Annotated in this window: 19 protein-coding genes; 7 read left to right on the top strand and 12 right to left on the bottom strand. The window is 65.1% G+C overall.

Going from position 1 to position 21,333, the window contains the following annotated elements:
* Positions 1-13: 13 nt before the first annotated feature.
* Entirely contained in the window at positions 14-1,558 is a 1,545-nt protein-coding gene (locus ACLV74_RS00985; protein ID WP_411877492.1) for an Ig-like domain-containing protein, read from the top strand.
* 164 nt (positions 1,559-1,722) lie between these two features.
* Here the strand turns inward: ACLV74_RS00985 and ACLV74_RS00980 are convergent, their stop codons facing one another.
* The 6 genes from ACLV74_RS00980 to ACLV74_RS00955 all read right to left on the bottom strand — a co-directional run bounded on the left by ACLV74_RS00980 (position 1,723) and on the right by ACLV74_RS00955 (position 8,960).
* Positions 1,723-2,853, bottom strand: coding sequence for a C45 family autoproteolytic acyltransferase/hydolase (locus ACLV74_RS00980; protein WP_411877491.1), 1,131 nt, complete (start codon positions 2,851-2,853; stop codon positions 1,723-1,725).
* A 135-nt stretch (positions 2,854-2,988) separates the two neighbouring features.
* Positions 2,989-4,548 carry an ABC transporter substrate-binding protein gene (locus tag ACLV74_RS00975; protein WP_411877490.1) on the bottom strand — a complete coding sequence of 520 codons (1,560 nt, stop codon included), beginning with the start codon at positions 4,546-4,548 and terminating at the stop codon, positions 2,989-2,991.
* 43 nt (positions 4,549-4,591) lie between these two features.
* Positions 4,592-6,256, bottom strand: a complete 1,665-nt coding sequence (locus ACLV74_RS00970; protein ID WP_411877489.1) for an ABC transporter ATP-binding protein — start codon at positions 6,254-6,256, stop codon at positions 4,592-4,594.
* On the bottom strand, positions 6,253-7,074 hold the full coding sequence (locus tag ACLV74_RS00965) for an ABC transporter permease (protein ID WP_411877488.1): 822 nt from the start codon (positions 7,072-7,074) through the stop codon (positions 6,253-6,255). The genes ACLV74_RS00970 and ACLV74_RS00965 overlap by 4 nt, the downstream gene beginning before the upstream one ends.
* Positions 7,071-8,015, bottom strand: coding sequence for an ABC transporter permease (locus tag ACLV74_RS00960; RefSeq protein WP_411877487.1), 945 nt, complete (start codon positions 8,013-8,015; stop codon positions 7,071-7,073). The genes ACLV74_RS00965 and ACLV74_RS00960 overlap by 4 nt, the downstream gene beginning before the upstream one ends.
* A 33-nt stretch (positions 8,016-8,048) precedes the next feature.
* A complete protein-coding gene (locus ACLV74_RS00955) occupies positions 8,049-8,960 on the bottom strand; it encodes an alpha/beta hydrolase (RefSeq protein WP_411877486.1) in 912 nt (303 codons plus the stop codon).
* A gap of 201 nt (positions 8,961-9,161) precedes the next feature.
* Between ACLV74_RS00955 and ACLV74_RS00950 the strand changes: the two genes are divergently transcribed.
* Both ACLV74_RS00950 and ACLV74_RS00945 read left to right on the top strand, forming a co-directional pair.
* Positions 9,162-10,064 (top strand): LysR substrate-binding domain-containing protein, encoded by a 903-nt coding sequence (locus ACLV74_RS00950; protein ID WP_411877485.1) that lies wholly within the window; start codon positions 9,162-9,164, stop codon positions 10,062-10,064.
* An 82-nt stretch (positions 10,065-10,146) separates the two neighbouring features.
* A complete protein-coding gene (locus ACLV74_RS00945; RefSeq protein WP_411877484.1) occupies positions 10,147-10,563 on the top strand; it encodes a DoxX family protein in 417 nt (138 codons plus the stop codon).
* A 13-nt stretch (positions 10,564-10,576) separates the two neighbouring features.
* Here the strand turns inward: ACLV74_RS00945 and ACLV74_RS00940 are convergent, their stop codons facing one another.
* The 4 genes from ACLV74_RS00940 to ACLV74_RS00925 form a co-directional block, all read right to left on the bottom strand.
* Positions 10,577-11,470, bottom strand: coding sequence for a sigma-70 family RNA polymerase sigma factor (locus tag ACLV74_RS00940; RefSeq protein WP_411877483.1), 894 nt, complete (start codon positions 11,468-11,470; stop codon positions 10,577-10,579).
* An 8-nt stretch (positions 11,471-11,478) separates the two neighbouring features.
* Complete coding sequence (locus ACLV74_RS00935) at positions 11,479-11,928, bottom strand: carboxymuconolactone decarboxylase family protein (RefSeq protein ID WP_411877482.1); 450 nt, start codon at positions 11,926-11,928, stop codon at positions 11,479-11,481.
* 157 nt (positions 11,929-12,085) lie between these two features.
* Positions 12,086-12,892 carry an isocitrate lyase/phosphoenolpyruvate mutase family protein gene (locus tag ACLV74_RS00930; RefSeq protein WP_411877481.1) on the bottom strand — a complete coding sequence of 269 codons (807 nt, stop codon included), beginning with the start codon at positions 12,890-12,892 and terminating at the stop codon, positions 12,086-12,088.
* Between the two features lie 111 nt (positions 12,893-13,003).
* The gene (locus ACLV74_RS00925) at positions 13,004-13,777 is read right to left on the bottom strand and encodes a 2-keto-4-pentenoate hydratase (RefSeq protein ID WP_411877480.1); all 774 of its coding nucleotides are present in this window, start codon (positions 13,775-13,777) and stop codon (positions 13,004-13,006) included.
* Positions 13,778-13,975: 198 nt separating this feature from the next.
* Here ACLV74_RS00925 and ACLV74_RS00920 point away from each other — a divergent pair, with 198 nt between their 5' ends.
* From ACLV74_RS00920 to queC, 4 genes are read left to right on the top strand one after another with little or no spacing between them, the layout of a single operon-like run.
* Positions 13,976-15,019 carry a type IV toxin-antitoxin system AbiEi family antitoxin gene (locus ACLV74_RS00920; protein ID WP_411877479.1) on the top strand — a complete coding sequence of 348 codons (1,044 nt, stop codon included), beginning with the start codon at positions 13,976-13,978 and terminating at the stop codon, positions 15,017-15,019.
* Positions 14,982-15,842, top strand: a complete 861-nt coding sequence (locus ACLV74_RS00915) for a nucleotidyl transferase AbiEii/AbiGii toxin family protein (protein ID WP_411877478.1) — start codon at positions 14,982-14,984, stop codon at positions 15,840-15,842. The genes ACLV74_RS00920 and ACLV74_RS00915 overlap by 38 nt, the downstream gene beginning before the upstream one ends.
* 47 nt (positions 15,843-15,889) lie before the next feature.
* Positions 15,890-17,068, top strand: a complete 1,179-nt coding sequence (locus ACLV74_RS00910) for a fumarylacetoacetate hydrolase family protein (RefSeq protein ID WP_411877477.1) — start codon at positions 15,890-15,892, stop codon at positions 17,066-17,068.
* 9 nt (positions 17,069-17,077) lie between these two features.
* Positions 17,078-17,776 (top strand): 7-cyano-7-deazaguanine synthase QueC, encoded by a 699-nt coding sequence (queC, locus tag ACLV74_RS00905; protein ID WP_411877476.1) that lies wholly within the window; start codon positions 17,078-17,080, stop codon positions 17,774-17,776.
* A 132-nt stretch (positions 17,777-17,908) separates the two neighbouring features.
* Here queC and ACLV74_RS00900 read toward each other — a convergent pair whose 3' ends face one another.
* Positions 17,909-19,528, bottom strand: a complete 1,620-nt coding sequence (locus tag ACLV74_RS00900; protein WP_411877475.1) for an MFS transporter — start codon at positions 19,526-19,528, stop codon at positions 17,909-17,911.
* Positions 19,521-21,323, bottom strand: a complete 1,803-nt coding sequence (locus tag ACLV74_RS00895) for an ABC transporter ATP-binding protein/permease (protein WP_411877474.1) — start codon at positions 21,321-21,323, stop codon at positions 19,521-19,523. The genes ACLV74_RS00900 and ACLV74_RS00895 overlap by 8 nt, the downstream gene beginning before the upstream one ends.
* Between the last annotated feature and the right edge of the window lie 10 nt (positions 21,324-21,333).

The following is a 21,333-nucleotide window of genomic DNA, read 5'->3' as shown; positions in this document are numbered from 1 at the left end:
CAGGAGACCTGCCATGAACCAAATGCCCCATCAAGCCGACAAGCAAACCGTCGCCACTGCAAATCCGGTGCACGCGGAAAACCTGCCCATCACGGCCGCCGCCGCGCATACCGTCATGCCGCAGGTGTTTGTCCAGCAGGGCACCCCCGCCGAAAAACCCGTCCAGGCAGCCAAGCCTGCGACGGCCGGCAAGGCGCCTGGGCCCAACGCCGCCGCGGCTATCCAGATCGAACAGGAGGCCGCCGCCGGCCAGGCGCGCCAATCGGCAGACAAAATCCTGCGTAAAAAACGCCTCGGCGAATCGGAGGGTGATCAAAACGCCGAATCGTCCGTCGACAGTTCCTACGATGTAGTCGCCGCCAACACCACCGAAACCGCCGCACCTGCCGAAGAAGCCACAGCGGCCGGTGGTTCCAGCGCAGCCGCTTCTGGCAGTTCGGCATGGCTTCCCATTGCCGGCGGCGGGCTGGGCCTGGCTGCGATCGGCGGCGGTGGCGGGGGCGCAGCCGCCGTGACAGCCCCCACAGTAAGCACCTTTGCCGTCAGCATCGCCGCGGTGGCCGGCCCGGTGACAGCCGCACTCAACTACAAGATCTATGACGCACAAGGCAATCTGGTGGCCTCGGGCGTCACCGACGCCACCGGTAAGGTCACCGTCAATCTTTCCACTACCTATTCTGGCCAGCCTTTGCTGATCACCATCTCCGATGCCAACGGCGCAGCCGCCGACTTCCGCGACGAAGCCACCAATGCGTCCGCAAGCCTGGGCAGCACCGCGCTGCGCGCCTCTTTTGTGGCCACGGGCGGCAGCCAGAGCGTCACCGTCAGTCCCATCACTGAACTGGCCGTGCAAAAAATGGGCATCACCACCGATGCCGCCACGGCCTCGGCCGCCACCGTCAACGCCACCAATGCTTCCGTCGGCGCAGCCCTGGGCGTGTCCGACATCCTGGGCGCCGTCACCACCGTGCTCAGCGCCGACTACAACGAGGCCAACGGCGTCAGCGCGGCCGAAGCCTATGGCCAGGCGCTGGCCAAACTTTCAGGCCTCGACCAGGCCAACGGCAGCATGAGCGCCACCTTCACCGCCTTGCTGAACGCCTTGAACATCAGCGATGCCACCTTGCGGGCATCCACTCTCATCACCTTGCTCAATGAAGGCGCTGTCCAATTCGAGGCCGGCCCCAACAGCGGCGCGGCCACCTTGCCGGTTCTCCCTACCCTCACCGTCACCGATAGCGTAGCTTCCGGCCCCACCAATGCGGCGGTCACCTATACCTTCACCTTCAGCGAGGCTGTCACCGGCTTTGACGCGAATGACATCACGGTCACCAACGGCACCAAGGGTACCTTCACCCCGGTCAGCGCGACCGAGTACAGACTGGTCGTTACCCCCACGGCCAACGCGCAAGGCGCCGACCTCGGCGTCAGCGTCAACGCAGGCATTGGCTACCAGGGCACCTTGGAGCCCCATGGTGTGGGGACGCTGCAAGGGACGCATGCGCTACGGGTTGTGCCCTGGATTTCGCGCGTATGGCCTCGGCTCGCTGTAGTCTGATGATCGCGCAATGTCGGCGGGAAGACATTGTTTGGCCATGCCTATTTAGCATCGCTTGTGCCGGTTTTTTGCATTGCGCCCGGAGGGCCCCGTGGCGGGGCTCTGGTGATGCTGATCGATGCGATTTGGGGCCCGCCGGCGGGCCGCGTTTCCGCTGCCCGCGCTCAGGCGCTGAGCCGGGGTTCCTGCGTCAGGCTGTAGCAGGTGAAGACGCGGTTCAGCGCCGGCAGCGGCGCGACTTCCATTTCGCCCACGGCCGGTTCCATGATGACCATGGCCACCGTGGCCGAGAGGTTGTCGTGGCTGCCCAGGCGCGGCGGGCGGCAGACGGAATAGGGCAGGCCGAAGTCGTCAAAGAAGGCGTCCTTCAGCTCCTGGCGGCCCAGCTTGTCGTGGGCGTTCAGCAGCTTGCGCACGCGCCAGTCGCGGTAGTGGCTGTCGGGCGACTGGGAAATGCCCAGGTCCACGAGTTTGCTGAGCGCCACCGGGCTCATCCAGTGGTTGGCGTGGACGATCAGGTTGTCGGCGCCGGGGTAGATCGGGAAGGACTCATTGGTGGTGCATTCGAAGTCGATGCCGAAGCCCTGCGACATGCCCAGCATGATGTTGTTGGAGCAGGATTTCGGCGTCGCCGCGACGGCCTTCATCGCCAGTGAAAAAATCTCCTGCTCCAGCACCTTGCGGCGTATCAGCGACAGCGGCACGCCCAGCTGCTTGAAGTCACGGTCCGATTCGAGGTAGTTGGCGGTGATGGACACGCCCGCGCTGTTGAAACCGCTGCGGGCCAGTCCGCCCGCCTCGACAAAGGTCAGGAAGTCGGGGCCGTTGTCGTTGCGCACACGCAGCACCACGGAGGTCTCGGCGCATTCGGCGCGCCAGTCCCAGTTCTGTCCGTGCAGCAGGTTGCCGTTGGCCGAGCGCTCGGGCAGGATGAGCGCGCCGGTGCAACCGTCGCCCGGTTCGTCGTCAGCTTCTTTGACTTTCTCGGCGCGCGCCTTGGCCAGCACCTCGGTGCGGGCGTTGATCATCACGATGTCCTGGAAGTCCACGCCCGACCCCTCGGCAATGCCGCGCATCTCGTCGATGTAGTGGGGCGCGAAGTCCCCGATTTTCTTGGCGAAAAAATCAATCAGCCGCGTGCGCGCCTGCTCGCTGTAGCCGAGGTTGACCAGCGTCTGGCCGTAGAGGCGCGCGCTGCCGCGCACCCGGCTGGCAGCCTGCAGGCCGTATTGCAGGCCGCGTTCGCGCGGGCTGCCGGAAACCGAGATAAAGGGGAACTGTTCGATGTTTGCCATGCTGTGCTGCCGTGAAAAGTGCCGGGAAGGGAATGGAGGGGCGCTGCGGTGAGTGCCTGTCCTGGCCTTGCGCGCGGGCGGCGTCAGCGGACGGCGCCGCGCATCAAGGCGAGTGAACGGGAAAGCTGCAAACGCTTACCTGGCCGCGAGTTTGGTGTTCCAGAGCATCGGCTTGCCTTCCCACACCGTGAAGCCGGCCACGCGCTTGCGCACCGCCCAGGAATCGGTCACGTTGTAGAGAATCACCAGCGGTGTCCTGGCGATCATCTGCGCGTGCAGCTGGTCGAACAGGGCCTGGCGCTTTTTCGGGTCGGCTTCGGTGAAGCTCTGGTCGATCAGCTTCTGCGCGGCCGGGTCGTCCCAGACCTTGCGCGGCTGCTTGGCCTTGTTGCCCGAGAACTGTTCATAGCTCAGGGCCGGATCCAGGCGCGAGGAATAGGTGAAGGAGCTCATCTGGTAGTTGCCGCTGTTGTAGCGGTCCAGCTGGGTCGCCCATTCAAGGACTTCGATTTGCGCATTGATGCCCACGGCCTGCATCATGGCCTGGCTCATCACCGCGACCGAGAAGCTTGGAACGTGGGCGCGCTTGTTGGCCTGGATCACGATGGGCTGGCCCTTGTAGCCGGCTTCCTTCAGCAATTGTTTGGCCTTGGCCGGGTCGTAGCGGTAGCCTTTTTTCTGGGCCGCGCTGTAGAAGGCCGAGGTGTCCTGGATGGCCGAGTTGTTGACCTTGGCCAGGCCTTCGGACGCAGCCGCGACAAGCTGGTTCATGTCCAGCGACAGCGCGATCGCCTGGCGGATGCGTTCGTCTTTGAGCACCGGGTCGTTGGTCTGCATCAGCAGCGTGTTCTTGCCCGCATCGACGGCGGCGACCACGTTGAGGTTTTTGTTTGCCTTGAGTTCCTGCACGTCGGACGAGGTGATCTGGCCGGCGTCGATGGCGCCGGACTGCAGGCCGGCCTTGGAGGTCGACATGTCGGGCACCGTCAGGAACTTGACCTGCTCGACCATGGGCTTCTTGACGCCGAGGTAGCCGTCAGGTTTGGCGCCGGGGGGCGACTGGTAGTCGGCAAAGGCGCTCAGCGTGACGTATTCGCCGCGCTTCCACTCCTCGAACTTGAAGGGGCCGGTGCCGATGGGCTTGTCCCAGCTGCCGTCTTCCTTGACGGATTTTTTGTTCAGCACGGCCGTCATGCCGCAGTCGGTGCGCGCCAGGTTGTCGAGGAAGACGGCCGAGGGTTTGTCCAGCTGCATGACCACGGTCTGCGGGTCGGGCGCGGTGACCGAGGTCACCTTGACGCCGGAGCGGCCGTCGAATTCGCTGAGGCAGCGCCAGTCGGTCTTGGGGTCGGTGTAGCGCTTCCAGCTCCACAGCACGTCGGCCGAAGTCATGGGCTCGCCGTTGTGGAACTTCACGTTGGTGCGCAGCTTGAAGATGTAGGTCAGGCCGTCGGGGCTGACGACGATGGAGCGCGCCAGCAGCGGGCCGACCGTGCCGTTCTCGTGGTAGGCGACCAGGCCTTCGACAATGTTGAGCACCACGCCGTCGGTGGTGTTGTCGCGGTTCACGCCCGGGTTGGTCGAGCGGATGTCGGCCGGTTGCGCGACCACGATCTGCGTGGGCGTCTGGGCCTGGGCCGCGGAACAGGCCGCGATGACGGCGGCACTCATGAATTTCAATCGCAGGGAAAGCATGGGAAGCTCCTTAAGAATCGGAAATCGGACGGAAAAACAGTGACTAGGCGGGTTGCAGGGCGCCCGCCGGCGCATCGGGCTCGTCAAACCGCCACTTGAGCTGCATGCCGCCCTGGCCCGTGGGCGTCAGCGCGGGAATCGCCGAGAGCAGCTTGCGTGTGTAGGCGTGCTGCGGCTTGTCGAAGACCTCGTCGCGGCTGCCTTGTTCGATGATGCGGCCGGCCTGCATGACGATCACGCGGTCGGCCACCTGCTCGACCACGCCGAGATCGTGGCTGATGAACAGGCAGGCAAAGCCATGGCGCTCCTGCAGTTCGGCCAGCAGCGCCAGCACCTGGGCGCGCACGGTGACGTCGAGCGCCGACACGGGCTCGTCGGCAATCACAAAGGCCGGCTGGCGTATCAGCGCGCGGGCAATCGCCACGCGCTGGCGCTGGCCGCCCGAGAGTTCATGCGCATAGCGCTGCGCATGCTGAGGCTGCAGGCCGACCTCGTCCAGCATCTTCGCCACGCGCGTTTGCCGCTCGGCGGAAGTCAGGCCGGGCACCAGGCGCAGGCCTTCGCCGACCAGCTGGCCAATGCTCATGCGCGGATTCAGCGAGGAATACGGGTCCTGGAACACCATCTGGCAGTTGAGCCGGTAGTCCAGCCAGCCCGCGTCGCTGCGCGCAATCGAATGGCCGCGAAAGCGGATGTCGCCTTCGGTCGGTTTGATCAGGCCCGCAATCGCGCGGCCCAAGGTGGTCTTGCCCGAGCCCGAGCCGCCCACCACCGCGACGATTTCGCGCGGCCGCACCACCAGGTCTATGCCGTGCAGCACGCGCTTGGCGGTGGACTTGGCGAACAACTTGCGCTTGCCGGGGTAGTCGAAGACGAGATTGCGCACTTCGATGACGGGCTGCTCGTCGGCAATCGTGCGCGCGGCCTGCCGGCGCGGGATGGCCTCCAGCAGTTTTCGGGTGTAGTCCTGTTGGGGGCCGGCCAGCAGGGCGGCGGTGTCGCCGGCTTCGACGACTTCGCCCTGCTGCATGACGATCATGCGCTGGGTGTAGCGCGCGACCATGGGCAGGTCGTGGCTGATCAGCAGCACGGCGGTGTTGTGTTCGCGCGTGAGGCCGACCATGAGCTCCAGCACGTCGCGCTGCACCAGCGCGTCCAGGGCCGTGGTGGGCTCGTCGGCGATCAGCAGCGCGGGCTCCAGCAGCATGACCGAGGCCAGCATCATGCGCTGGCGCATGCCGCCCGAAAATTCATGCGGCCAGGCGGCCAGCGCGGCCTGCGGGTCGGTGATGCCGACGCGCGCCAGCATGGCCAGCGCTTTCTCGCGGCGCGCGGCCGGCGACAGTTCGGGCCGGTGCAGGGCCAGGCCTTCGTCGAGCTGCCGGCCTATCGTCATCGACGGATTCAGCGAGGTCATGGGCTCCTGGAACACCATACCTATGCGCGCGCCGCGCAGCTTGCGCAGGCGCGCGTCGCCGGCCGCCGCCATGTCTTCGCCTTCAAACAAAATGCGGCCCGCGCTGCGCACCAGCGGCGGCGGCGTGAGGCCCATGATGGCGCGTGCCGCCTGGGTCTTGCCGCTGCCCGATTCGCCGACGATGCCGACGAATTCGCCCGGCGCGACGGTGAAGGACACATTGCGCACGATTTCGCGGCCGCCCTTGCCGATGGAAAGGCTCAGGCCGGAGACATCCACCAGATGCGTCATTCGATGCCCCTCATGCGCGGGTCCAGCAGGTCGCGCACCGCGTCGCCCAGAAAGTTGATGCCCAGCAGCGTGAGCGCAATGCACAGGCCCGGGAAGATGGACAGGTAGGTCGCCTGCGCCATGAAGGGCCGGGCCGCGGCCAGCATATTGCCCCAGGTGGGCGCCGGTGGCGGCACGCCCAGGCCCAGGAAGGACAGCGAGCTTTCCGCGAGGATCACCCAGCCGAACATCGAGGTGGCGAGGACCGTGAGCGGCGCCACGCAGTTGGGCAGCACGTGGCGGAACATGGTGTAGAGCTCGGAGTTGCCGAGCACGCGCGAGGATTCGATGAATTCTTTCTCGCGCAGCGACAGCACCGTGCCGCGCACGATGCGCGTGACGGAGGGCGTGTAGGCCAGGCCCAGCGCCAGGATGATGCCGTACTTGTTGGCGCCGAAGACCGCCAGCAGCGCCAGCGCCAGCAGCAGGCCGGGAAAGGCCAGCAGGGCGTTGATGAAGGCCATGATGATGCGGTCGGTCCAGCCGCGCACAAAGCCGGTCAACACGCCGATCGCCGTGCCTATGCTGATGGAAAACAGCACCGTGAGGAAGCTGATCCACACGCTGTTGGACGCGCCGGCCATCAGGCGCGAAAGCTCGTCGCGGCCGAACTCGTCGGTGCCCAGCCAGTAGCTGGCGCTGGGCGGCTTCAGGCGCGCCATGAAGTTGATCTTGAGCGGGTCGTGCGGCGTCCACAGGAAAGCCAGCAAGGCCGCCGCGAGGATCAGGCCCACGATGAACACGCCGATCAGGGCTTGCGGGGTGAGAAACTTTTTCATTCCGCGAGCACCCTGGGGTCGAAGATGGGATAGCAGAGGTCTATCACCAGGTTGGTGACCACGTAGATCACGGCGACCAGCAGCAAGCAGCCCTGGATCACCGGGTAGTCGCGCGCGAAGATCGCGTCGACCAGCAGGCGGCCCAGGCCGGGAATGGTGAACACGGTTTCTACGACGGCCACGCCGCCCAGCAGGTTGCCCAACACCAGGCCTATCAGCGTCCAGGTCGGGCCGAAGGAGTTGCGGAATGCGTGGTGTATCAACACCGCGCGCTCGGACAGGCCCTTGGCGCGCGCGTGCGTGATGTAGTCCAGCCGCAGCACTTCCAGCGTGCTGGCCCTGGCCATGCGGATCAGCACGCCGATCTCATGCAGGAACAGCGTGAGTATCGGCATCAAGAGATACAGCAGGCCGGACTTCCAGTCGCTCATGATGGACACATAACCCACCACCGGCAGCCATTCAAGCTTGAGGCCGAAGAACAGCAGCAGCAAGAGGCCCAGCCAGAAAGTGGGGATCGATACCAGCAGCGTGGCCGCACCCACCAGCATCAGGTCGGGCAGGCGGTTTTGTTTCCAGGCGGCGATCATGCCGGCGGGCACCGCAACCACCGTGGCGAAGAACACCGCCACCAGCACGATTTGCGCGCTGACCACAAAGCGGCTCATCACCAGTTGCAACACGGGTTCGCCGGTGGTGATGGAAACGCCCAGGTCGCCGCCCAGCACGTGGCGGCCCCAGATGCCGAACTGCACCGGCCAGCTTTTGTCCAGGCCGAGCTGGGCGCGCAGGTCGGCCAGGCGCACCGGGTCGGCGAGGTCGCCGAGCAGCAGCTGGGCCGGGTCGCCGGGGATCAGCCGTATCAGCACGAAGACCGCGACCGCCACGATCAGCAGGGTCGGTATCGCCATCAACAGGCGGGCCAGCGCGAAACGTAGCATGGTCAGGCTTTCAGGGCTGGGGCGCGCGCGGCATTATTGGGCCCGGCCGGCTGCTTCAGAGCGCAGGTCGACGCGGATGTCGCGCAGCACGCCCGCCAGGAAGTCCTGCACCGTGCCGACGCAGGCCAGGCCGTCGTGGGGCACGTTGTCGACCAGGTCCAGGGTGACGTCGACGCCGGCCTGCGCGAAGGACTTGCGCAAGGTCTCCAGCCGCTCGGGGCGCGTGCTCCCCGCATCGTTGGCGCCGGCCATGTAGAACTTGCCGCCTTCGCGGTGGGTGATTTCCCAGGTCTCCATGTCCGCCTTGCCGACCACCATGTGCACCGGCAGTGCCTTGAGCGCGGCCAGGTTCAGGGGTTTGCCGAAGCGTTTTTCGAAGTCGCGCACACCCACCCACCAGTCCTGCTGCGGGTCGATCAGCGTGACCGAGCCCGGCGCGCCTATGGACAGCGCCCAGAGGCGTTCGGGGTGCAGCAGGCCGAAGCGGTTGACGAACTGCCCGCCGCCTGAATAACCAAAGAGCGCGAACTTGGAGAAATCGCAGCCGAACTTGACGGCCACCTCGTCGACCATGCTCAGCAGGATCTGGTCGTAGCGGATGTCGGCTTCGCGCAGGTGCTTGAAGCCGTCGCGGTTGCCGTCGCCCTGCGGGCCGGCCGGAAACAGCGGGCACAGCACGATGCAGTCGTTCCACTTGGCGAAGGCGGCGAAGGCATCGCGGTATTCGGTGAAGGCGCGGCCCGTGCCGTGCACCACAACCACCAGCTGCATGGGTTGCCTGGCCTCGTGCAGGTGCGGCGGGGCATAGGTGCAATAGGAAAAGCGCGGGTCGGTGCGCGACGCAAAAATCGTGCTGTGGCCCAGGTCGTAGATCGCGGCCGCCCGCTTGTCGCCGAAAGACGGGCTTGGCGCCGTTGCGGCATTCGCTGAGAGGACTTCAGGCATACATCACCACCTACAAAAAAGAGTTCGAAAGCGGCCTGTTCCGTGCCGCGTGTTGCAAGAGTGATGCGCCGTCGTGGCGAAGGACATGAGTCCGTCATACAACCCTGTTAAGGCAGATTGTTCTCAATCTGGTTTAAAAAATATATCTATATTATGTTGTGAGATGATAAAGTTATTCTTTTGAATTGAGCTGGAACCCGCGTGAGCAACATCCGCTTCCTGAGGACCTTTCTCGCCGTGGCGCAGGGCGGCTCTTTCGCCGCGGCGTCGGACCGCGTCGCACTCACGCAGGCGGCAGTCGGGCTGCAGATGCGCGCGCTGGAGACCGAGCTCAAGACCGTGCTGTTCGAGCGCTCCGGGCGCGGCGTCGTGCTCTCGGTCTCGGGCCGCGCATTGATCGCGCATGCCGAAAAAATCGTCGGCTACTACGACCAGATGCGTGAAGGCCTCGACGACGAGGGTGAGATCGCCGGCACGGTGACGATGGGCTCCATTTTTTCGGCGATGGGGCTGCTCTCGCACACCCTGGTCAGGATGAAGCCGATGTACCCGCGCCTCAATGTGCGGCTGGTGATGCAGGAGTCGAGCGGCCTGGCGCGCAGCGTCAAAAGCGGCGAACTCGACGCGGCGGTGTTTGTTGAAGATGCGGAGCAGGAACTCAAGGGCATGCTCTGGACACCGCTCTACACCGAGCCGCTGACGGTCGTGGCGAGTTCGCAGAGCGCGCCGCCCGGCAGCGACTTCAAAAAACTGCTGCGCGAGCAGCCCTTTCTGCGCTTCGACAGGCGCACGCCCAGCGGCATGCGCATAGAGCAGACCTTGCGCAAGCTGGGCCTGGTGCCGCAGGATTTCCTGGAGCTCAGCTCGCTGTCGGCCATCATCGAACTGGTGCGCCAGAACGTGGGCATCACCATCGTGCCGCACGCAAAAAACGCCGACTGGGCCAACGACGCCCTGCTGCGCGTATTGCCCCTGCCGGGTCGCCCTCCGACGCGGCTGATCGGCATGCTGGAGCAGGGCAAGCGCGAGCACATCACCTCGGTGATACGCCGGCACCTCGTTGAGCTGCTGGCCGAAAAAAGCGCGGCGCCCGCGGTGAAGTGAGGAAGGCGCGCGGCTTTCTTGCATGCCCACTGAACTTTTCCGCCCGGCCACCGTCACACATCCTTTTAACGGAGGGATTCCCATGGCGTTCGCCACCAGCAGCAACAACACCCAACTCACGTCCCGCGCGCTCTCGGTCCTGCGCATTGTCTCGGCTTACCTGCTGATCCAGCACGGCACGGCCAAGCTGCTGGGCTTTCCCCACGTGGCCTACTTTGACGGGCTGCAGGTGATGTCGCTGATCGGCTTTGCCGGCATCCTGGAACTCTTTGGCGGCGCGCTGCTGTTGCTGGGCCTCTTCACGCGGCCCGTGGCCTTTGTGTTGTCGGGCCTGCTGGCGTTTGCCTATTTCATGGGCCATGCGTCCAAGGGCTTTGTGCTGTCGCCCATGCTGAACGGCGGCGAGTCGGCCGTGCTGTTCTGCTTTGTCCTCCTGTTCCTGGCCGCGGCCGGCGGCGGCGCCTGGAGCCTGGACGCGCTGCGCTCTTCGCGCAAGTAAGCGTTAACGGGTCCTAGGCCAGGGCCTCGGGCCCGAAAGCCAGGCCGTCGAGCTTGTCGGGGTTGCGCATGATGTAGATGTTGGTGGCCTTGCCTTCGTCGTTGTAGGCGAAGGTGATGGCCGCGATGATCTCGCCGTTCAGGCGCAACTGGATGGCGCGGCCGCCGTTGATCTCGCAGGGCAGCCATTCGTAGGCGGCCCAGTAGCGCGCCAGCTGGGTGGCGATGAGCGTGAGCACGCTGCCCTTGCCTTGCACCACGCCTTCGATGGAAGTGACCTTGCCGCCGCTGTCGGCGCACAGGGCGATGTCGTCCGAGAGCAGCCCGGCGAGCGCCTCGGTGCTGCCGGCGGTGATGGCTTCGCGGAAGGCGGCGAGCAGGCCGTCCTGCACCTGGGGCGGCGTCACGTGCCGCACCTTGCCCTGGGCGATGCTGACGCTGGCGCGCGAGACCAGCTTGCGGCAGGCGGCCTCTTCCATGTCCAGCATCCCGGCGATCTCGGGATAGGGCGTTTCAAAAATTTCATGCAATAGGTAGGCGGCGCGCTCCTTGGGCGTGAGCCGCTCCAGCAGCAGCAAAAAAGCCATGCTCAGCGACGAGGCCAGCAGCGCATGCGTTTCGGGCGTTTCGTCGGTGCGGGTCTGTATCGGCTCGGGCAGCCAGGTGCCCACGTAGTCGACCCGGCTGCGCTGCGCGTCGCGCAGCATGTCTATGCAATGCCGGGTGCAGATCGCGGTGAGCCAGGCGGCGGGCGTGGCGATGCCCGCGTGGTCGGCCGCCAGCCATTTGATGAACACGTCCTGCACGGCGTCTTCGGCATCGGCCCGCGAACCGAGGATGCGGTAGGACAGGCCGAAAAGATGCCTGCGCCTTTCTTCAAACACGGTGGTGGGGTCGATGTTTGCCATGGCGGGCCTTAATGAGCCGAAACCTGGATGCGGTTCCAGAGGTTGATCATGCCGATGGTAGCGGTCAGCGCGCCGATTTCCTCGTCGCTGAACAATTCGCGCAGGCGGCCGCGCAAGCTGGCGTAATCCGTTTTGGGGTCGAGCAGGGTCAGGGCTTCGGTCCAGGCCAGCGCGGCTTTCTCGGCTTCGCTGAAGTCGTTGACGTGCGCCCAGACGATGAGGCGGTCCAGCCTGTCATTGGTTTCGCCGTCCTGGCGCGCTTCGCGGGTGTGCATCTTGACGCAAAAGCCGCAGCCGTTGATCTGCGAGGCGCGCAGGTGCACCAGGTGGTGGAGTTTTTTGTCCAGGCCGTGGCCGCCGACGGCTTCGTGCACCTTGAGCAGGGCGGGGAAGACGTCGGGCACGACGAGGTCGAAGCGGACGGGGGCGGTGTTGGCGGAAGCAGCTGCGGCGGTCATGGCGGTTTTTCCCTGAAAGGGGTTTAAAAGTTGGGTGTCACACCGTATTGACGATCCAGCTTTGCCGTTTGTGACGCCTCCCCTCAAAAAAGATGAAACCCATGAAAAATCGCCTGGCTCCGGAGGGAGTCAGGCGATTTTCCTGGAGCGTGTGAGTTCAGTCGCCGGGCGCCAGCAAGGCGTTCATCGCCGAGTAGTCCAGCTTGAGGCCCAGCAGCGGCGACAGGTCTTGTTGGAGCAAAGCTTCAACACTGGTTTTGGCGTGTTGGTACGCCACCTGGAAGGGCGCCGGCCCCACGCTGACGCGCCGCACACCGGCCGCCTGCAGCGCGGCAATCGCCGGCAACCCGGGCATGGCCATCAAATTCAGCGGCATAGTGACGGCCGCGCAGATTTCTTCCGCCTCGGGCAGGGCCGTGAGGCCGGGCACAAAAGCGCCATCGGCGCCGGCCGCGTGGTAAAGCTTGAGGCGCTCAATGCTGGCCTGGGCCGGGCTGCCTTCGACCTTGAGCTGGCGCAAATAGACGTCGGTGCGGGCGTTGATAAAGAGCGGCATGCCTTTGAGCGCCGCGCGTATGGCGCGTACCTTGTCCGCCAGCAGCGCGGGCGGGTCGCTGCCGTCTTCGAGGTTGATGCCCACGGCGCCCGTGCCCGCAAGCTCGGCGGCCAGCCGGCCCACTTCGGCCGGAGCGGCGCTGTAGCCGTCTTCCATGTCGACCGTGAGCGGCACGTTTAAAACACGGGTGATGTTGCGCACGGCATGCAGCAACTCTTCGGGCGGTAGCGCGCCGCCGTCGGCATAACCGCAGGCCCAGGCCAGGGAGGCGCTGCTGGTGGCGACGGCCGCAGCGCCCGAGGCTTCAAAAATCCGGGCACTGGCCGCGTCCCAGGCATTGGGCAACAGCAGCAGGCTGTTGGGAGCCTGGTGGAGTTCCAGGAACTGTTTGTGGTGAAGGGCGCGCATGGGAGTCTCCGCTGGAAAAAGAGGAAACCACCAGCTTAGCAAGGCGCGGTAGCATCACCGGCCATTTTCGGCCACTTCCAGTCCTATATGCCGGCCGCCCCGGAAAGCCGCTCAGCGCCTGCTGAATTCGACCTCAAACCGGGCCAGTCCGGCGTAGTCGAAACGCAAGGTCTTGCCCGCCGGCACCGTGAGCACGCCGGCGTAGGAGCCCGTGATCACGAGCTGCCCGGCCTTCAACCCCAACCCGCGCCCGCGCAGGAAATTCGCCAGCCAGTACAGCGGCGCGCGCGGGTGGCCGTTGGGGTGCTTGCCCTGGACGGTTTGCGGGGCTTCGTCACCGGCCTGCCAGCTCACATCAAACGCCGCGCGGTCGGGCGCGTCCAGTTCAGGCCCCAGCCACACGCCGTTGTTGACCAGGCCGTCGGCCAGCATCTCGGGAAAGGGCAAACCGGTAGGGTCGCTGTAGCGGCTGGCGCAGATCTCCAGCGCGGCATGCACGCCGCCCACGGCCGCGTCGACCTCGGCCTCTGCATAAGGCCGTTCACGCGCCGGCAAATCCGCGGCCAGCACAAAAGCCAGTTCGGTCTCGACCTTCTGGCTGTCCGGGGAGCTGTCCACGGGAAACGGAACGGAACACAGCGCGGCGCGGCTGATGGAAGGCTGGTAAACCGGCCCCACCACCAGCTTGCCGGGACCCGGCAGGGCGGCCTTCCAGCCGCCCACGGCCTGGCCCAAGGCGAGGGTGACCGCCTGCTGCACCTGCCAGGCATCTTCGAGGTCCAGCGGGCGGCAGCTTTCGGGCAGGCGCGGGCCGGGTTTTCCGCTGTTTCGCCTGGCGGCCAATTCCGTGGCGGCTTGCGTGATGTGTTCGGGGCTTATGGACATAGGGGCTGGGGAAAGAGGTGGGCAGGGGTTGTGCGTTTCAGTGTAGGCGCAGGCACGCGCATGCCGGATTCTTTGGTGAAGGATTTCGCCTGGCGGCACGTTCAAATTTTATGAACAATTGAAAATAATGAACAAGTTGCACTGTTTTCAAGATAATATCTTGTTCATGAAATATGAACATACTAAAATATTGAACGTATGGATCAACTTATAGTCATCGAGCGCGCAGTCGAAGCCTTAAAACCATTCGGTATTGAAGCCCTGGAGGTTGCGAAGCCTGAATCGGCGATGCGGGCAGGAGTGGATGCATGGCTGCGTATGGGGAAGGGCCGCGAACAGGTCGACTATGCAGCAGTCGTCCAGCGCAAACTGACGCCCGCAACATTGGGCGCGGCCAGCATGCGGCTTGAGCACATAGCCAACGCGGCGGACTGCCCCACATTGCTGCTGACTGACTACCTGACCCCGCCTATGGCGGAGAAGTTGCATGCACGGAAGCAGCAATTTGCCGATACAGCAGGCAATGCTTACCTGGATGCCCCCGGGTTGCTTGTCTATGTGATGGGGCGCAAGCTGCAGGGCCATGCCACGGCCCCTGCCGCCGGCAAGGCGCACACCCTCACGGGCCTGAAGGTGATGTTCGCGCTTCTGTGTGATCCCGAACTCGCCGATGCGCCGCAGAGAGCCATCGCCGCGGCAGCGGGAGTGGCGCTGGGCGCGATTCCGGCGGTGATGGCCGACATGCAGCAGAACGGCCATTTGCTGGTGCAGGGCAAACGCCGGCGGCTGAACGCCAACAAACGCCTGCTAGACGAATGGGCACTGGCCTATGCGCGCCGGCTGCGAGCCAAGACCTTGCAAGCCATTTACACCGTGACGGATTTTGAGGGCTGGAAAACCTGGCCGCTTGATTTGCGCGAGGTGCTGTGGGGCGCAGAGCCTGCGGCGGACCTGTTGGTGAACTATTTGAGGCCCGGTGTTCTTACTCTCTATGCCGGAAAAATCCCGCCAAGGCTTTTGGTTGAAAAGAAAATGAAGCTTGCAAGCGGCGCCCGGCCCGATGACCGGACCATCGAGTGGCGCAAGCCGTTCTGGGGAAAAGTGCCCGTTGCAGCCCGGCCCGACACAGTGCATCCCGTGCTGGTGTACGCCGACTTGCTCGCGACGGGCGACGCCCGCTGCATGGAAACTGCACAACTGGTGTATGACGAATACCTTGCTCGACTTCTCCCTGCGGCCTGAGCTTGCATTGCACGCCGTCGTGCTGGCGGACGTGGAGTCTATCGCTGCGCCGCTGGGTGTTCCTCTGCTCATTGCCGGTGCTTTTGCACGCGACCTGCATTTGCAGTATGCGCATGGTATCCAGACGCAACGACAGACTGAGGACATAGACCTTGCGCTGGCGGTGCCGGATTGGGCTACTTATACCGTCGTGCATGAGCGCTTGATAGCCGGCGGTGCTTTTGAGCGCCAGGGGAAGGCTGGGCACCGGATACGGCATCGCAGTGGTTGGCCTGTTGACCTTGTGCCGTTTGGCGGTGTTGAGTCCTCCGGGCGAAAAATCGCCTGGCCGCCGCGTGATGAGTTTGTCATGGATGTTCTCGGTTTTCGCGAAGCGCTTGCCGCCGCGAACCCGGTCGTGCTGCCGGGAAATGTGACGGCGAAGGTGGTGCCGCTTGCAGCGCTCGCCTTGCTCAAAATAGTCTGCTGGCAAGACCGGCACTACACATCCCCGCGCAAGGACGCGCACGACCTGCAGATGATCCTGCGCCACTATCTGTCCGCCGGCAACGAGATGCGGCTTTGGAATGAATTCACTGGCTGGACGCAGGAAGACGGTTTTGACTACGAACTAGCGGGCGCGCGCATGCTGGGTGTCGATATTCGCGGGTTTCTTGACAGGCCTGGCCTGGAGCGGGCCCGGGACATACTGCGGCAGCAAACCGAACCCGATAAACCGGGACTGTTACCCAATGAAATGAACCCTGCCGACCCCGATCGCGCGCTGGCTTGGCTTAACGCCCTGTCGCACGGTTTGTCCTCAGGGGCCGGCCGTCCCCTGTAGTATTGGCGGTTCAGCCTGTTTTTGGGCGCATTCCTTCCCCAACCACCATGAAAAATTCCCTGAGCCTTGCTTCCGCCTTGCCTGTTGATGCCGCCGACGCCCTGCTGGTGGCGCGGGTGTGGGTGGAGGGCAGCGGGCCGGTGCTCGCGCTGGTCACGCCCGACGGCGTGTTTGATCTTTCCGGCCTTGCACCCACGGCCAGCCAGCTGCTGGAGCTGCCCGATGTGGCCGCCGCCATTCGTGCCACCATGCCCCTGCTGCCGCGCTTGGCGGGCACCGCCGAGGTGCTGGCCAATTCCGGGGCCGATGCGCGCAAGCCCGCGCTGCCCTGGCTGCTGGCGCCCTGCGACCTGCAGGCGCTCAAGGCGGCGGGCGTGACCTTTGTGGCGTCCATGCTGGAGCGCGTGATTGAAGAGCAGGCGCGCGGCGATGCCAGCAAGGCCGAGGCGGTGCGCAAGGCCGTGGTCGGCGTGATCGGCGACAACCTCAGCAGCATCAAGCCCGGCTCACCCGAGGCGGACAAACTCAAGGAAGTGCTGATCGCGCAAGGCGTGTGGTCGCAGTACCTGGAAGTGGGCATAGGCCCCGACGCCGAAATTTTCACCAAGAGCCAGCCCATGAGCGCGGTGGGCACGGGTGCCGAAGTGGGCATACACCCGCACAGCCACTGGAACAACCCCGAGCCCGAGATCGTGCTGGCCGTGAACTCGCGCGGCGAGACGGTTGGCGCGGCGCTGGGCAACGACGTCAACCTGCGCGACTTCGAAGGCCGCAGCGCGCTGCTGCTGGGCAAGGCCAAGGACAACAACGCTTCCTGTGCGATCGGCCCTTTCATCCGCCTGTTCGACGGCAAATTCGGCATTGAACACGTGCGCCGCAGCGACCTGAGCATGACGGTGACGGGCCCCGAGGGTTTCGAGATGAAGGGCGGCAGCTCGCTGAGCAAGATCAGCCGCGACCCGCTGGACCTGGTGGCCCAGGCCATAGGCGCCAACCACCAGTACCCGGACGGCTTCATGCTCTTCCTGGGCACCATGTTCGCGCCCACGCAGGACCGCCACGGCCCGGGCCAGGGCTTTACCCACGTGGTGGGCGACGTGGTGACGGTGGCCACGCCGCAGCTGGGCAGCCTGGTCAACCGCGTGACCACCTCCGACAAGGCCGCTCCCTGGACTTTCGGCATCTCGGCGCTGATGAAAAGCCTGGCCAAACGCGGACTGATTTAAAGTCTTTCCATGCACACCTCCGCACTCGTTTTATTCTCCGGCGGCCAGGATTCCACCACCTGCTTGGCCCTGGCGCTGTCCAAATACGAACGCGTCGAGACCGTGGCCTTTGACTACGGCCAGCGCCACAAGGTGGAGCTGGAGGCGCGCCTGAACGTGCTGCGTGAAATCAAGCAGCAATTCCCGCAGTGGGCCCATAAGCTCGGCGAAGACCACCTGCTGGACCTGGCGGTGCTGGGCCAGGTCAGCGACACCTCGCTGACCCGCGACGTGGCCTTCAAGATGGAAAGCTCGGGCCTGCCCAACACCTTTGTGCCGGGGCGCAACCTGCTGTTCCTCACGCTGGCTGCGGCGCTGGCCTACCGGCGCGACCTGCAGGTGCTGGTCACCGGTGTCTGCGAAACCGATTTTTCGGGTTACCCCGATTGCCGCGACGACACCATGAAGGCCATGCAGCTGGCGCTGTCGCTGGGCATGGACAAACGCTTCCTGATCGAAACCCCGCTGATGTGGATAGACAAGGCCGACACCTGGCGGCTGGCGCATTCGCTGGGCGGCGAGGCCTTGGTGAACCTGATCGTGGAGCACACCCACACCTGCTACCTGGGTGATCGTGTGCACCGGCATGCGTGGGGTTATGGCTGCGGCAGTTGCCCGGCCTGCGAGTTGCGGGCGCGGGGCTTTGAGCGCTACTCCGCGGCCGGTTGATCTGCTCTTGCTCCTTCCCCCTCTGGGGGAAGGCTGGGATGGGGGCCTCGGCCTGATTGAAGATGGCGCTGGTTCGCACGCCGCTGGCCCCCATCCCCACCTTCCCCCAAAGGGGGAAGGAGTAAAACCCACCTAGGTCCGCACGAGGCTTTCCACCACGCAGCGCGTGACCAGCGGCGGCTCGTCGCCGATATGAAACGCCAGCTTGCGTTCGCGCAGCACCACGTCGCTGGCCATGACGCGGTCAAAGCGCCGCAGGTGTTCGGTCCACGACTCGTCGACGATCTGCTCGACAAAGCGGCCCGGCTTGTTCACGTCGCGCAGCAACTCCCATTCGAGCGCCCCCTGGCGCAGGCGGCTGCGCCGGCTTTCCTGCATCAGCGCGCGGAAGTCGTCGGCGCGCGCCGGGTCTATCTGGTATTCAATCGTCACCACCACATTGCCCACGCCGGGCGGCTCCTCGGCCACGGGCACCTTGAAATGGCGCGAGGGCGTCATGTCTTCCTCGATGCTGAGGTCGGACACCCAGTACTGCGCCAGCAGCATCACGGCCGTGCCGCTGGCGGCGGCGACCAGCAGGCCGGTGGAGACGCTGCTCCAGGTGGACACCTGGCCCCACAGCGCGGCGCCCGCGGCGCTGGCGCCCATGATGGCCATCTGGTACATCGACATGCCGCGCGCGCGCACCCAGTCGGGCAGCGCGAGCTGGGCCGACACGCTGAGCGAATTCGCGCAGGTAATCCAGGCCATGCCGTTGAGCGCCATGGCCGGCACCGCCACCCAGGCGTTGGGCGCGAAGGCCATGACGGCCATGGAGACCGACTGCAGCAGCGTGGAGCGCATCACCAGCACGTCGCGTGGCATCATCTGGCGCAGCCGCGGCAGGTTCAGCGCGGCAACGATGGCGCCCGCGCCCATGGAGGCCAGCAGCAGCGTGAAGGTGCCGGCATCGCCGCCGTGCAGGCCGCGCGCCACCAGCGGCAGCAGGGCCAGCAGCGCGGTGGAATGGAAAAAGAAGATGGCGATGCGCAGCAGCACCGCGCGCAGCCGCGCCGACTGGCCGACGAACTGCAGGCCCACGCGCATGGCGCTGACCAGGCGCTCGCGCCCCAGCGGGCTGGGCGCGTGGTCGCGGCGCCAGCGCATGATCACAAAACCCGAAATCACCGACAGCACGGCGTTGAGCACAAAGACGTATTCGGTGCCGGCGCCGGCGATCAGCGCGCCGGCCACCAGCGGGCCGACGATGCGCGAGGCGTTCATGGAAACGCCGTTGAGCGCCAGCGCGGCGGGCAGCTGCACGCGCGGCACCAGTTCGGGCACGATGGCCGAGAACACCGGCCAGCGCATGGCCAGGCCCACGCCGTTGGCAAAGGTCAGCGCCAGCAGAAGGGCCGGCGTCATCACGCCCGAAATCACCGCGATGGACAGTATCGTGGCCACGCCGGCCACCCAGAACTGCGTCATGATGAAATAGCGGCGCCGGTCCAGGATGTCGGCCAGCGCGCCGCTGGGCAGGCCCAGCAAAAACACCGGCAGCGTGGAAGCCGACTGCACCAGCGCCACCCAGATCGGCGAGGTGGTCATGGAGGTCATCATCCAGGCCGCCGCCACGTCGTTCATCCACATGCAGATGTTGGCGACCAGCCAGGTGCTCCACAGCATGCGGAACACCGGGCGCTTGATGGGGCCCCAGGCGGAGAGGTCGGCGGCCTCCGGCGCGGCGGCAGCCCTGGACATTTCTTCAGGCATTCGCGGCGCTGCCCCCCGGGAGTTGGCTGGCCGTCAGGCTGTACAGGGCGGCTGAGCCCGGCGGCTGCTTTTGCAGCGTCCATTGCTTGTCGTGAAAGGCCGCCACATTGGGCCGGTGGGCAATGGAGATGATGGCACCTTGCGACGATTTCACGAGCGCGAGCAGCCGCTCATACAAGGTCTTTTCGGCGGCTTCATCGAGTGCGCTGGTGGCTTCATCGGCAAAAATCCATGTGGGCTTTTTCAGCAGCACGCGTGCGATCGCAAGGCGTTGCTGCTCGCCGCCCGAAAGTTTCTGGCCCCAGGCGTCTTCCTCATCCAACCGTGCCGCGAGATCGGGCAGCAGGGCTTCATTCAAGGCCTGATTGAGAGCCTCGTCGCTGTAGGCTGCGGCGGGCTCCGGATAGGCCAGCGCATCGCGCAGCGAGCCGTTGGGGAAATAAGGGCGCTGCGGGATGAACATGGCATTGGCGGGTTTGGCGATGTTGCCGCTGGCAAAAGGCCAGATGCCGGCAAAGGCGCGGAACAGCGTGGACTTGCCGCTGCCGGAGGGGCCCTTGAGCAGGATGTGGTCGCCGGTTTGGGCCTTCAGCGACAAATCCGCCAGCAGCACGGCACCGGTGGGCAGTGCCAGCTGGAGGCCTGTGGATTCAAGCGCGCTTGAGGGCGTGGTGACAAGCGCCTTATTGTCTTTGGTCTGCGCGACCATGCTGTCTTCAAAACTGGTCAGGCGGTCGGTCGTGGCGCGCCAGCTGGCCAGCGCGTCGTAGTTGTCCACAAACCAGCTCAGCGAATCTTGCACCTTGCCGAAGGCCGAGGATATCTGGATCAGCTGGCCCAGCTGGATGGCGCCGCCGAAAAAGCGCGGTGCCGCAACAATAAAGGGGAAGATCACGGCGGCCTGGCCGAAAAAGCTCTGGAACCAGATGAGTTTTTTGTTGGCGCGTATCAGGCTCAGGTAGTTGGCCAGCACGGTCGTGAAGCGCCCGTCGAGCTGGCCGCGCTCCACGGCCTCGCCGTGGTCCAGCGCAATGGATTCGCTGTATTCGCGCACCCGCACCAGGTGGTGGCGCAGGTTGGCTTCGTAGCGCTGCTGCATGAAGTTGAGCTTGATCAGCGGCCTGCCGATGTAGTGGGCCAGCACGCTGCCGACCAGGCAGTAGGCGACCGCGGCCCAGACCATGTAGCCCGGGATGGTGTAGCTGCTGCCGCCCAGGGTGAAGCCGAAGGGGCCCGACAGGGTCCAGAGGATGCCGACAAAACTGACCAGGGTCACGACCGCGTTGAGCACGCCCATGGTCAGGGAGATCGTGGACGTGGTGAAGGACTGCACGTCTTCCTGGATCCGCTGGTCGGGGTTGTCGGGGCTGGCGTTGATGTCGGTGGCGGCCGAATAACGGGCCAGCTCCATCTTGTAGAAAGCATGGTGCGACAGCCAGCGACGCAGGTAGTCGCGCGTCATCCAGGCGCGCCAGCGCATCTGCAGCAGCTGGGTCAGGTAGAACTTGTAGACGGCGATGATGATGGCCCCAAAGGCCAGGTAACTGAAGCGGCCCATCTGCTGCCAGAAGACGGCCTGGTCGCGTTTTTCCAGCGCGTCGTAAAACACGCGATACCAGTCGTTGAACTGCACAGCCATGTAGACCGTGCCGAGGTTGAGCAGCACGATGGCCAGCAGCAGGCCGCGGGCCTTCCACTTTTCTTCGGACCGGAAATAGGGCGCGGCCAGCGCGGCGATGCGCCCCACAAAGTGCCGGAAGGCGCGGAATTTGGCGGAAAGGCTGGACGGATTCATGAAAGCCCTT

The organism is Polaromonas sp. YR568, from assembly GCF_943369415.1.
Classification (GTDB): Bacteria; Pseudomonadota; Gammaproteobacteria; order Burkholderiales; family Burkholderiaceae_C; genus Polaromonas.
This window is presented reverse-complemented; position numbering and strand designations above follow the sequence as displayed.